Source organism: Hymenobacter duratus (assembly GCF_014698995.1).
GTDB classification, from domain to species: Bacteria; Bacteroidota; Bacteroidia; order Cytophagales; family Hymenobacteraceae; genus Hymenobacter; species Hymenobacter duratus.
In genome coordinates, this window is the sequence record NZ_JACWZZ010000001.1 from 1,194,739 (window position 1) to 1,208,777 (window position 14,039).

Here is a 14,039-nt window from a genome sequence, read left to right on the forward strand (position 1 = left end):
ATCAGGTGTCAAATGAGGTGATTATCCAGCTTTCTCTTTTGATGCGGAAAGTTCAACATAGCAGGCCCATTATAACGTCCATCCTCCTTCATATCAAACTTCAACAACGGATTAAGTGACTTCATAAAGCTGATTAGGTTAGCTGGCTGAAGGTCACCTCGAACGTACAGTTGATGAATAGCTAGCTGTAGCTGCTGTAGATATGTGAGTGCACCGTGATGCAATTCCACCACTATTTTCCTGGTCTTATTTCGAAACCCAGTACTTATGAAGATACTCTTGGCTTCATAATCTGCTCCTTTAAAATTGAGCGAAGAGTAAGCACTTACGCCAAACCGACCCATTCGTCCAAGCGCTTCCTGTATCCAAGGGTAGGAAATCTCATCAGCTTGATTGAATATTTTATCTAATGCTAACTCCGTGATTGGATTAGCTTTTGTGAAGTCAGCGTGGCCAATTAAGGCGACAGCTATATACCACGCTCCTGAGCTAGGTGCTTGTGGGTAGTCAAAAGGGGCTGTAGGGTTGGATGGAGGCATTGCGTTGTTAGCGGCGTTAAATTCTCAAACGAATATAACGCTCTGAGTCAAATAATGACCGATCGGTCCTTGTGCTCGCTGGTGTCAATGCCGCCCTTTGTGCCTGCATGGTTGCGAAGCAGGAATCACCCTTTTTGCGCGAGCTAGCCCGCCGATTGAAAGCTGTGCGGGAGGAGCGTCATCTAACGCTGCAGGAGGTGTATGATGCAACGGGAGTACATGTAGCCCGTATCGAATCTGGCAGGCGAAATGCTGCTTTGTATACTACAGCTATGCTTTGTAGTTATTACAAGGTGGAGCTTGGAGTACTTGTAGCTGGGCTAGAGAAGCTAGTAGGCCAAAAGTATGAATGAAGCAATGCTATTTATATAACTTTATTGATTTATTAGTTCTTTTGACTTGTGCTTTGCTTAGGCTGAAGATAGTGTAAGTATGTTATTTGATTATTGAAATTGAACATAACATTTCTCGTTAAAAATGATTTTTATCGAGAAATGTTAAAACGAATTTGTAGGGTCAGGATAGTGGGTTCTGTTTCCCCATGCTTAAGGCTGGGGGGATATAAGGGAGATGGCTTGCTCCTGGAAATATAAAAATTTTAATTTTTGCATTCCATCAAATTCTTCCGCACGAAAAGAATGAAAATCTTCATTCGGTGGTTACGAACGGTTGTAATTGAGTGCTGCAATCGCAGCACTCATGCCCGCTATGCGGGCAGCTACGCATTGTTCAGCAGAGGGGTAACCTATTCTGATGATTTCTTGGTGTTAGATGCATGAGTTGCACTCCAAAGCAGACTTCAGCGCCCGGTCCATAAACGGACCGGGCGCTTCCATGTATTAAAAGGTTGTTTACCTGGAGCGCTTTCGGTTCACAAATAGTATTCAAATATCTGTTAGGCATCTAGGTAAGCACACCTCAACCAAAGTCGGTCATTTTAAAAAGTCAACACCCGAATGAAGTCATATTACGAAAAGAGCGAAGCAGCACGTTTGAAAATAGAATCTGGAGATATGGATCTTAGAGAGGATCCACTAGGTAATATGGTGAAGGAACAGCCTTACCATGTGATGTACTCTGAGGGATTCCCTGGATACTTTACATACATGGTATTGTGTGACTTCGGCGAACTTGATGATAAAAGACAGCGCACTTCATGGGGCTTTGACTTCTATAATACAGAACAGTATTCGCCGTACTACCGCAGGCCACCTGCTACATATGAATACTGCTTATCATCTAGTGAAGTCGAAGCGTGGTTGGACAAGTTTTATGGTAATTTACCTGATTCAGAAGAATATAAGTACTTGATCTCTATTCTAGTAAATGCCCATAACTCATCAGGTGAATTTTTCACTCATACCGAGTATAACAAGGCGTCAGCATTGAAATGGCTTAATGACAAGGTGGAGCAGAAAAATGGTTCTCAAAAAGTATTTGCAGGCTTGGGTCTACAGTGGAATACCCCTCGGGCTGAGTATATAGAACTTATGTATGGATTGTTCGAATGTGGAGCACTGACTGCCACTGGCAAAGGTGGGCGTGCAGGAGCGATAGAGCGCCTTGGCGAAGCGTTAGGTATCGAGGGGAAAGTGCAGTTAGTTCTGTATTACAGCAAATTAAACAGCGTAATTCAGATCGGCAAACACCCCTTCTTGACAGAGTTAAAGAAGCTTTATTGAAATATATAAATAGAAGATAATTACCCCTAGTCAACCCCTAGGTTGGTGTGTTGCACTTGCTTTCCGTGCTCTCTTTGTGACCGGTAATCAATCCTAACCACCGCCAACAAAATGAAACAAAAAATTCAAAACCTACAGTACCTACTCCCCTACAAGTCAATTGCAGCCTTAGCCGCAAAGCTTGGTTTATCCCAGTCTGCCGTCAGCAAAGCACTTAAGCGCGGCAATCCTAGCCACCCCGCAGTTTTCAATGCCATGCGTATGGCCCAGACCCTAGGCTGGGACTTGGATAACTATGGCAATGATGTTACAGTAATCGCTAAGACTGAGCCTCGTGCAATACCAGTTAGCAACTATCACTATAGGACCAAAGGGGATGTGCTACTGAACCTTACTGACAAGTTACACTCCTGTTTGTGTCAGCGTGCATGCTCTTGCTCACGTCTGTAGACTTGCTTTGAGGCATACGCCATGATATGGATATGAGGAGTGATATGCTCTGCATAGCCACATCGACGGCGAATGCCATACACAAACTGTCTAACTGTTAGCACTCAATCAGCAGCTTGTGTAACATGCCGTCGAAGTAGACCTGGAAAATTACCCATGTAGCTGTGCCACACAGCTACGTAGACTGTAATCGTCAACTCCTTTTACTGATGTACAACCCTTTTGAAGTACTGAATACCCGCTTAGAGAAGCTGGAAGCACTTATTACTGAACGACTGCCGATCAATAATATAGTCGCGCAGGCCCCAGAACTTGGGGGCTTGGCATTGGCACAGGAGGTTACTAGGCTGAGTAAAGCTCGCATCTATGCGTTGGTCTCAGCCCGAGGTATTCCTCACAGCAAGCGCGGTAACAAGCTCTACTTTTCTCGGTCCGAGTTACTGGCTTGGATTACTGCAGGTAACCGGGCTGAACAACACAAAGCAGGTCGTTAAGATATGGACGCTAACGACCTACATACCTCATCTGCTGTTTCGGAACGGCAAGGCGAGGAAACGAAACCGTCACTAAATAATAGTATGGCGCCACTACGACGTATGCCGTTTATTTCCCAGGATGATGTAAATAGCTTACTAGAAGACATGGGTCGCTTACCGAAGCAGAGTGAACGTACAGGTGAAGTGCCGTTGATAAGGCAAGACGATTGCGTTTTTACTTTGGGTGAACTACTTGACCGACCTTCGGCGGAAATCCCTCAACTTGTTTCTCCTTTCCTGCAACGGAAGGGGGTAGCGATGTTGGCAGGTAGTAGCGACACGGGCAAGTCTTCATTCCTACGCCAACTCGCGTTAGCCGTGGCCAATGAAGCCTCTAACTTTTTGGGATTTTCCATTCAGGCCAAGCACAACAGCGCAATCTGTGTCAGTACTGAGGATAACGATGAAGCAATTGGCGCTTTATTGAATAAGCAATTGCGCGATCAAACCATTTCAGATGCGGCTCGTAACCGGCTGCGGTTCGTGTTTAACACTGATGACTTACCCACAAGACTCGATCGGATGTTAATTGAGTGTCCAGCTGATTTGGTTATTGTGGATGCATTAGGAGATCTTTTTGATGGCAACTTAAATCAGTCCAATGAAGTAAGGCGCTTTATAGCGAAGTATAACGATTTAGCCAACAAGCATGGCTGCTTAGTGCTTTTTATGCACCACACTAGTAAGCGGAGTGAAGATCGAGAGCCTTCTAAAAATAACCTTTTAGGTAGCCAAGGTCTAGAGGCAAAAATGCGAGTAGTATTTGAGCTAAGGGCCGATCCATATGATCGTGAAGTTCGCCATCTGTGTATATTGAAAGGTAATTATATAGCTTCTGAATTAAAGCAAAAAAGCTATGTTTTACGCTTTGATGAAAATTTGGTGTTCCATAATACAGGTAAGAGAGCACAATTTGGCGATTTGGTGAAAAGCACTGTGGAAAATCCTAATGAACGTGAACTGTGGAGTGCCGCCAAAGAGCTATTGCAAGCAGGTAATTCATACGATAAAGTGGCTACTTTATTAGAACCAATAGCTAAGAATTTAGGAATGAACACTATTTCAAGAGCTACTCTAAATAGGCGGCTCCCTAAGTCGTCTTTGCATCCCGCTATCTCACCGTCTCAATCTCTATAAAATGGGATAGTGAGATGCCCTGCACAGATGTATCCATTAGTTTTAGAAGATGAAGTTAAGGCGCTTGGTTACTAATCGTAGTCTAATCCAACGAGTAGTGAGCTACGTATATATAATTAATTGTGTATTTGCTTCACATATTGTAAGTAGTATGTGAAGCCAGACATAAACCACAAAGCTTACTTACGAAGCAAATCAACGACCTTTTTTGGCCGCATCTCACCATCTCAAACTATTTAGTTTGAGATGGTGAGATGCGGCCAAAAAAGGTCGTTTGAGGTAGTCTAGCTAAAACGGACGGTGTACAGTATTATCTTCTACTGCCTATGGCCTAGAAATAGCTTCTGGCGACTTGCCTACCACCCGTAATAAATACACGTCAGCTTTCAATGCCGAGTGCGTGCGCTAGGTAGCGGCCGGGAGCCCGGCAAAGCGACGTGGCTCGTGACCATGGCATTTCTCCGGCCTTGCTGGGGGCGTTGGCAACGCCAGGCCCTGGGAGCGGCCGTGCCCAGCAGCGCGGAGCGCGACGAAATCAAGCAGTTGCAGGCCGCGTTCGAGCGCGTGAAAATGGAGCGCGATATGTTAAAAAAGTCGTGGCCATCAGAATGCTTTAGCCGCATTATCCTAACCGCCTCAGCCATGAGTCGCTACGTGTTAAACGCGGCTTGCACTGAGCCGTGGCTCGTGCAATTGCTCTGCCAGATGCTGGCCGTGAGCCCGGCCGGCGATTACCAGTGGCGGCACCGGTCGCCGCGCCGGCACCGTGGCAAGTGGCGGCACAAGCGACCTTTACGCGCCATGCCCGATGCTATGGCATCCGGCGATTGCGTGCCTACACACTGAAGGCCACACCGTGGGCCGCTGCGCAGCTGGCTGCGCCGGCACTGGCTACGGGCCTTGCGCACCCGCCCGCACCGGCCGCGCACGACGGTAGCCGACCCGGCGGGCATGGTGGCCGAAAATCATTTGCTGGGTCATCCGGCCTCCACTGCCCCGAACCAAGTCTGGGTCGACTGCATTACGTATCTGCCCCTGGTGGGTGGGCGTGGCCAGGCAGCACCCACCAGGGGCAGATGCCGACCGATTTAGTGCTCCATGCCCTGGAACTGGCCCTAACGCTACGCCAACCGGCTCAAGGGCTCATCATCCACACCGACCGCAGCCAGTACACCAGCGCGGCCTGTCGAGCCCGCATTGCACGGTCCAGTGCCCTGCCCAGCTTCGGCCAGCAGGGTAACCCTTATTACAACGCCCAATCAGAAGCCGGCTGGAGTGCCCTCAAAACCGAACTGCTGCCGCACGGCACCGTTTTCGCTCTCCATCGAAGAAGCTAGATTGGAAATGCCCCACTACCTCTATGCGAATATCAATCTGGACCGTCGCCACTCAGCCCTTGGCTACCACTCGCCGCATTAATTCGAACACGACCTAAAAACCGAGTTATCTTGGCTCTCCGTCTGTTTTTATTAAATCACCCCACGCAGTAGGCTGATCAACAGGAGGATGTGTTTTATGCTGCTGTATTATTGATCATAAAATGCTTCGAATAATATTAGACGTGGATAAAATCCGCCTATATTCCATCCCTTTTTCTAATACTCATTCTACACTAGTCTACTTTTTATGGATGTTTTCTCTATTCACCAACAAGTTGTTGACGAATACCAAGGTTATATCAAAGGCTTTATAAATATCCGAGACGAGGCTATTCGCAGTAAGGTAGCGGCAGAGCTGGCTACCAATAAGTTGTGGCCTGATCCGTTGATCCAATTTAACCCGGCATTCAAGCCTGGTCAATCTATTGCCTCTTTGTGTCAGTCAGGCGTCTTGCACGATGACATGATCAAGGTGTTCCACGGCTACAATCTGTATGAGCATCAGGTCGAAGCAATCCTGAAGGGCAGCAAAGGCAAGGGTTTCGTTGTAACCTCGGGTACCGGCTCAGGTAAGTCGCTGACCTATATGGCAACGATTTTCAACGACCTACTGCAAAATCCCCCTGTAAGCCCTGGTGTACGAGCCATCATCGTTTATCCGATGAACGCACTGATCAACTCGCAGCACGAGGAGATTAAGCGATACGCCCAACAATACGAAGAACAGACGCAAACCCCATTTCCTATTTCATTCGCCCAGTATACCGGGCAGGAAAGTGACGCGGAGAAACAACGTATTCGAAGTGAGCAGCCTAGCATTCTGCTGACCAACTATATGATGCTGGAACTCCTGCTTACCCGTTCGCAGGAGCAGCAGATGCGCGAAACGCTCTACCAAAGTCTGCGGTACCTGGTGTTCGATGAGTTGCACACTTACCGGGGCCGCCAGGGGGCCGATGTATCTCTCCTGATCCGTCGTCTGCACGCTCACTCCCAACAGGAGCTTATTTGCATTGGTACTTCGGCCACTATGGTTTCCGGTGGTACGCTCGCCAATCAACGGTCAGAAGTTGCGCGTGTAGCCAATCAGATTTTTGGCACCAAGGACGCATACACTGCCGATGATGTCATCATGGAGAAGCTTGTGCCTTCTCTCAGCAATAAAACTCATGTGCTGGACAGTGCTCAGATGCGCGATGCGGTTGCAATACCCATCAATAGCGGCGCTGATGAGCAGATGTTGCGTGATCATCCATTAGCGACTTGGCTGGAAAGTCGGATTGCGCTGGCCCAGCAGGAGGGAGTGTGGGTTCGCAACAAGCCCCTGACGCTGGAGGCTATCAATCAGCAGTTGGTAGCTGACTCGCAGGCTGAGGAAAGCGCCTGCCAAGCCCGAATCCTGGAACTATTGGCTTGGATCAACCAAGTAAATGCCGACCGCCGCAACCGGGGTGAGCGGGGTACTTACCTGCCATTCAAACTACACCAGTTTATTTCCCAGACGGGCTCCGTATACGTCAGCCTCACGCCCGGCCCCGACCGTATTATCACCCTTGAGCCTGGGGTAAGTCGCCGCGACCCGGCCTCCGATACCGTTAAGCCAATCTTCCCGGTAGTATTCAGCCGCAACTCGGGACACGAGTTCATTTGCGTTACGCTGCGCCCGGAAAAAGGAGAGCTGGAGCCCCGCGAATTCCGCCAGACGCCTTCCGGTGACACTACGGCGGTAGCAGGCTATCTAATCCAAGGCGAAGAAATATGGGATCCGGAAAATGACCTGCTGGAATTGCCTGATGCGTGGCTAAACCGGCGCAAAGACGGCACCATATCCGTTGCCAAGAAATACCAGGACCGGATTCCTCAGAAAGTGTATTTCAATGAACTAGGGCAGTATTCCATCCAGCCTGCCCCGCATCTGCCGCTGGAAGCTTGGTTCATGTCGGCCCGGCTGCTCTTCGATCCTACCAGCGGTACCTTCTTCGATCCTAAAACCAATGAAGGTACCAAGCTGACCACCCTGGGTAGTGAAGGCCGCAGCACGTCCACTACGGTTCTGTCCTATGCGGTATTAAAGCATCTGGCCTCGGGGGTAGCAAGCGCTAAGGAGCAGAAACTGCTCAGCTTTACTGACAACCGTCAGGATGCAGCTCTGCAGTCTGGTCACTTCAATGACTTTATCCAAGTTGCCCAGCTGCGGGCTGGTATCTACCGGGCTGTGGAACAAGCGGCTGGGTCTGGCTTGAAATACAGTCAGTTGCCTGATGCTATTTCCAAGGCCCTGAATTTACCCTCGCAGGCGTATGTGAATTCCACCATTACTCTCACGTTTGCTGCTCAGATCCGGGCCTATCAGGAAGCCCTGAAGGATTTTCTCATGTATCGGGCGCTATATGATCTTCGGAGATCGTGGCGGGTGATTATGCCGAATTTGGAGCAATGCGGGCTTTTGAAAGTAGACTATTGCTCTCTGGAGGAAATATGTGCGGACAACGCTGGGTGGCAGAACACTCCGCTGTTCAACCAGCTTTCGTCGACTGACCGTATGGCAGTAGCCCGGCAACTGCTCGACTATTTCCGCAGCTCCTACGCCCTTTACAGCCAGGAATACCTGACGCCCGATGCCATGCGCAGTAAGGGCACCGACATCCGTGAAAAGCTGAAGGATCCTTACCGCATTGAAAAAGACGACATGCCGGATCCGGCTTACGTCAGCATCACCCCCCAGCGCGTAACCGGCCGGATCTTCACTGTGAGCGTCGGCCGTCAGAGCGCCGTCGGCCGCTACCTCTACCGCATTGTCAAGGATCGGAAGTTAGATCTGGATATGAAGGCCGCTTCCTACAACCAGCTGATGCGGGAACTGCTCAATACGTTCTGCGCCGCTGGTTGGCTGTTCGCTACCAAAGTGGGCAAAGACGATAAAGGCGGCGACATCAACATCTATCAGCTTCGGGCAGATCAGCTCCTGTGGCTGCCAGCTGATGGGCAACCAATACGCCGCGACGAAATCCGCTCCTACAGCTACAAGAACACGGATGCTCCGCAGCCCAGCACTTTCTTCCGGGAGCTGTACCAAACCGACTTCAACCAGCAGAAAACCCTGGTAGGTAGCGAGCATACCGGCCAGTTGGGTACCAACCTGCGCCAGGAGCGGGAAGAGAAATTTCGGGATGGTGATATCAGTGCCCTTTACTGCTCCCCCACAATGGAGCTGGGTATTGATATTGCCTCGCTCAACGTGGTGCACATGCGCAATGTGCCGCCTAACCCCGCCAATTATACGCAGCGTAGTGGGCGGGCCGGCCGCAGCGGGCAGGCTGCATTAGTCATCACGTATTGCTCCTACTATTCTCCCCACGACCGTCATTACTTCGAGAAAAAAACGGAGATGGTGGCCGGTCAGGTCGCGCCCCCACGCCTTGATCTGACTCAGGAGGAACTCCTGGTTTCCCACTTGAATGCCATCTACCTGGCCGAGGTAGGAGCTGGTCCTTTTGAAGAATCGCTCACCAATGTTATTGATGTAGAACACCCTGATCTGCCCATCAAGTTGGCTGTGCAGCAAGGATTAGTAGCTACTACGGCCATCAAGGCCAAAGTGCGGGCCGCTTTTCAGGAAATTGTTCTCCGTCTACCCAAAGAAGCGCAGCCCAAATACAATCTAACCTGGATCAATCTGCGCATTGAGCAGGTACCAGCGGCCATAGATCGGGCCCTGGATAGGTGGCGCCGGCTCTACCGGGCTGCCCAGACGCAGCTGCACGACGCCCAGCAGATCATCAGTAAGAATATCTACCTCGATGGCACGCCCGAACGCAAGCGGGCCTTCCGCTTGGAGCGCCAGGCCACCAAGCAGCGGGACTTGCTGCGTAACGACTTGGGGCGCAACCGCAGCGCGTCCTCCGAGTTCTACCCCTTCCGCTATCTGGCCGCCGAAGGATTCCTGCCGGGCTACAACTTCACCCGCCTGCCCATCCGCACCTTCCTGCCTAAGGGCGACTTCGATGGTGAGTTCATCTCCCGCCCACGCTTCATTGCGCTGCGCGAGTTCGGCCCCCGCAACATCGTTTACCACAACGGCAGCAAATTCAGGATCGACCAGCTCCAGGTTTCCAACATGGAGCAAAGTCTGCAGTCGGCTAAAGTGAGCCGGGCCGCCGGTTACTTCCTCACCGGGGATGAGCTGTCCCGCAACGTATGCCCCTTCAGCCAGACGCCGCTCGATAGCACCAACTCGGTTGAGCACTTCGGCGAAGAACTGGTGGAAATGACAGAGACCCGCTGCGAGGAAATTGAGCGCATTTCCTGTGAGGAAGAGGAGCGTCGTTCCGAAGGCTTCAAGATCGAAACGTACTTCAACGTCCCCGGGGGGATGCACACTGTCGTCCGGGCTGAAGCTCGCTCGGCGTCTGAGCCTTTCCTGCACATCCGCTACATTCCTTCTGCGCAGTTAGTCCAGGTAAACCGCAAGTGGCGCAGCGCCCGCGAAAAAGGCTTTCTGGTAGATATGGTCTTCGGCCAGTGGATGCGCGAAAATGCCACTCCGACGTCTACGCCCGGTGCCCCGGCGTCCCCGATCCGCCGAATTCAGCTGTTTACTACCGATACCGCCGACGCACTCTACATCGAGCCTATTGCAGCCCTGAGCTTGCCCGAGGAAGGTGTGGTAACACTACAGTATGCCCTTAAACGCGCCATTGAAAACGTATTCCACATCGAATCTAACGAGGTAGATGTAACGCTGATGGGGGAAGGCCGCAATATCTTCCTCTTCGAAAGTGCCGAGGGTAGTCTGGGAGTACTGTCCCAGTTCGTGCATAATAAGGATGTGTTTCACCAAGTAATTCAGGAAGCCTGGGACCTGTGTCTGTTCGATGATCTGACCTACACGGAGCCGGCCTCCTACGGTGACTTGCTCAGTTACTACAACCAGCGCGACCACCTGCTCATCAACCGTTTCTCTATCAAGGATGCGTTGGAGAAGCTGCTGGCCTGCCAGATCTGCCTGCTAACTAACGCCGACTTCGACAGTTACGAGGAGCACTATCAGCACCTCTGGGATGCCCACGACAAAAGCTCCAGCACCGAGCGCACCTTCCTGGCTCACCTGAAGAAGCATAAGCTGCGTCTGCCCGATAAGGCCCAGCATCGGGTGGAAGGTATCTATTGCCAACCCGACTTCTATTACGAGCCCGGCATCTGGGTATTCTGCGACGGTACCCCGCACGACAAACCCGACCAGCAGGAGCGCGACGCTATCCAGCGCGAGGCCATTACCAACCGGGGCGAAGAGGTGATAGTGTACCACTACAAAGACTGCCTCGATACGCTGGTGGCCGAGCGCCCCGATGTGTTTTATCCCGTTGGCTAATCCGCTGCTTTCCCTTCCCCGAATATGAGTTATTCCCCTGGCTCCCTGGTCCGCGTCCGCAACCGCGACTGGGTAGTAATGCCTTCTCCCCAACCTGAGCTGCTGCTCATCAAACCCCTCGGTGGTAGCGAGGAAGAAACTACGGGCATCTACCTGCCGCTGGCGTTTGCCGACGACCAGCCGGAGCCTGCCGAATTTGCCCGCCCCACGGCCGACGACCTCGGCGACTTCGCTTCCGCCCGTCTACTCTACAACGCTGCCCGCCTGTCCTTCCGGAGCGGGGCTGGCCCGTTCCGCTCCCTGGCCAAGCTGTCGTTCCGCCCCCGGCCTTACCAGATGGTGCCTCTCATCATGGCCCTACGCCAGGCGCCCGAGCCGGTACGCCTGCTCGTGGCCGACGATGTGGGGGTGGGTAAAACCGTGGAGGCCATCCTCATTCTGAAGGAGCTGCTGGAGCGCCGCGAAATCGAGCGGTTTGCCATCATCTGCCTGCCCCACCTCTGCGAGCAGTGGCAGGCCGAGTTGCGCGACAAAGCCGGTATCGAGGCTGTCATCATTCGCTCCAATACCCAGGCCCGCCTCGACCGGGAAGTGCCCGGCGGCGTGACCAGCGTGTACAAGCACTACCGGTATCAGGTTATTTCCATCGACTACATCAAGGCTGAACAGCGGCGCGACGTATTCCTGCGCGAGTGCCCCGAACTGGTGATTGTCGACGAGGCCCACACCGCCACCAAGCCCGCGGGAGCCCTCAAAAGCCAGCAGCAGCGCTACTACCTGCTGCACAAGCTGGCCGCCCGTGCTAATCAGCACTTGGTGCTGCTTACGGCCACGCCCCACAGCGGCAAGCCCGAGGAGTTTAGCGCCTTGCTGGGCCTGTTGCACCCTAGTTTCGAAACCCTCGACATTCCTAACTCCTCCCAGACTGAGCGCCAGCGTCTGGCCCGCCACTTTGTGCAGCGCCGCCGCGTCGACGTGGAGCAGTGGCTGGGCGAGGATACGCCCTTCCCCAAGCGCGAGCCCGACGAGCGGTTCTATACCCTGGCCCCGGCCTACCGTACCGTGTATAACGAAGTGCTGGCCCTGGCCCGCACACTCACACTATCGGCCCAGCATCTAAAAGGTGGGCAGCAGAAATTTCACTACTGGACGGCCCTGGCCCTGCTCCGGGGAGTGATGTCCAGCCCGGCGGCAGGCATCGATATGCTCCGCAACCGGCAGCAGAATACCCGTACCGCTTCGGCCGAAGAGGCCGTAACCGATGCTGAAGCCGCCGAGCAGTCCAACCCGATTCTCGATGCCGACTATGGCTTCGATGGCGACCACGCCCCGGTGCAGGTGGTCAGTCGCACCGACTTCACTTCCTCCCAAAACGCCAAGCTGCGCGAGCTGGTAAGCCAGCTGGAAGATCTGCAGGGAATTGAGCGCGACCAGAAGGCCGCCGAAACCCTCAAGCTCATCACCCAGTGGCTGCGCGAGGGCTTCCACCCGGTTATCTTCTGCCGCTACATTGCCACGGCTAACTACCTTGGAGGGCTGCTCAAAAAGCACCTCACCAAAGTGGATAAGCAGCCCGTACGCATCGAAACCGTCACCAGCGAGGACCCCGACGACGTGCGCCGCCAGCGCATTGCCGATATGGCTGGTGCGCCCTTACGCGTGCTGGTAGCCACCGACTGTCTCAGCGAAGGTATCAACCTGCAGCACCTCTTTTCGGCCGTGCTGCACTATGACCTGCCCTGGAATCCCAACCGCCTGGAGCAGCGCGAGGGCCGCGTCGACCGCTACGGCCAGACGGCCCCGGTGGTCAAAGCCTACCTGCTCTACGGCCAGGATAACCCCATCGACGGGGTCGTGCTCAAGGTGATACTGCAAAAGGTGCGCGAAATCCGCAAAGCCACTGGCATTACCGTGCCTTTCCCTGAGGACAGCAAAACGGTGATGGATGCCGTGCTTACGGCCGTGCTGCTCAACCCCCAGCCCGTCACGCCTTCCGCCGTGCAGCTGGGTCTCGACTTTGGCGCCTCCGATCCGGTCCGACTGCAGGAGCAGCGCGTCAACAGTGAGTATAAGGCCGCTGTGGAGCGTGAGAAACGCTCCCGCACCATCTTCGCCCAGAACGCCATCAAACCTGAAGAAGTAGGCGAGGATCTGAAACTAGCCGATGAGGCCATCGGCAACCCCGAGGCCGTGGAGCTGTTCGTCACCAACGCCCTGCCAGCCTTGCTAGGGGCGCAGATTACGCCCGATCCACGTCGTAAGGGGGAAGGGCTGGGCTACACCCTTTACACCACCAACCTGCCCGCCGTGCTGCGGCCTACCTTGCCCGACGAGCGGGCGGTACCTGTCAGCTTCGTATCACCTACGCCCGCCGGATACCTCTACCTGGGCCGTAACCACCCGTTTGTCGAACAGCTTTGCCAGTTGCTGCTGGCCAATGCCGTATACCGCCGCGGCCAGGCGCCTGCCCGCGCATCAGTAGTGCGCACCACCTCCGTGTCGGTCAAAACCACGCTGCTGCTGTTCCGGGTGCGCAACGTCATTGAGGAGCGCAACAGTGGCCGCCAGCTAGTTGCCGAGGAGATGCTACTCTGGGGGTACGAGGGCAGCCCTATCGACGGTAAGTTCCTCTCGCACGACCAGGCGCGGGAGCTGCTCTACGAGGCCGTGCCCGGCCCCGATCCCAGCTCCCGCCAGTCCCATGCCAACTTCCTGGCCCAGGAACTTCCCCGTCTTGGGCAGTTGCAGGATGCCTTCAATGGAGTAGCCCAGGAGCGGGCTGAGAATCTGGTAGCCGCCCACGAGCGGTTCCGTCAGGTGGTCAAAGGCAACCGCTACCAGGTAGTCAAGCCCGTGATGCCCATGGACGTGATGGGCGTGTACGTGCTGCTCCCCGTCCTGAAATAATCTTTGTCTTTCCATTGGCCGGCTCCGCCTCGGGGCCG

General features: G+C 53.5%; 7 protein-coding genes. 6 read left to right on the forward strand and 1 reads right to left on the reverse strand.

What is annotated here, in order from left to right; translation table 11 throughout:
• Positions 1-8: 8 nt before the first annotated feature.
• The gene (locus IC231_RS04885) at positions 9-539 is read right to left on the reverse strand and encodes a hypothetical protein (RefSeq protein WP_190783451.1); all 531 of its coding nucleotides are present in this window, start codon (positions 537-539) and stop codon (positions 9-11) included.
• Positions 540-1,495: 956 nt separating this feature from the next.
• On the opposite strand from IC231_RS04885, the gene IC231_RS04890 reads away from it, so the two are divergent.
• The 6 genes from IC231_RS04890 to IC231_RS04915 all read left to right on the forward strand — a co-directional run bounded on the left by IC231_RS04890 (position 1,496) and on the right by IC231_RS04915 (position 14,001).
• A complete protein-coding gene (locus tag IC231_RS04890; protein ID WP_190783452.1) occupies positions 1,496-2,221 on the forward strand; it encodes a hypothetical protein in 726 nt (241 codons plus the stop codon).
• 659 nt (positions 2,222-2,880) lie between these two features.
• Entirely contained in the window at positions 2,881-3,165 is a 285-nt protein-coding gene (locus tag IC231_RS20410; RefSeq protein WP_190783453.1) for a helix-turn-helix domain-containing protein, read from the forward strand.
• Between the two features lie 3 nt (positions 3,166-3,168).
• Positions 3,169-4,344: an AAA family ATPase gene (locus IC231_RS04900; RefSeq protein WP_190783454.1), complete on the forward strand. Its 1,176-nt coding sequence runs from the start codon at positions 3,169-3,171 to the stop codon at positions 4,342-4,344.
• Between the two features lie 1,076 nt (positions 4,345-5,420).
• Positions 5,421-5,681: a hypothetical protein gene (locus IC231_RS04905; protein WP_190783455.1), complete on the forward strand. Its 261-nt coding sequence runs from the start codon at positions 5,421-5,423 to the stop codon at positions 5,679-5,681.
• Between the two features lie 493 nt (positions 5,682-6,174).
• Positions 6,175-11,094: a DEAD/DEAH box helicase gene (locus IC231_RS04910; protein ID WP_190783456.1), complete on the forward strand. Its 4,920-nt coding sequence runs from the start codon at positions 6,175-6,177 to the stop codon at positions 11,092-11,094.
• Positions 11,095-11,118: 24 nt separating this feature from the next.
• Positions 11,119-14,001: an SNF2-related protein gene (locus IC231_RS04915; RefSeq protein ID WP_190783457.1), complete on the forward strand. Its 2,883-nt coding sequence runs from the start codon at positions 11,119-11,121 to the stop codon at positions 13,999-14,001.
• Positions 14,002-14,039: the final 38 nt, after the last annotated feature.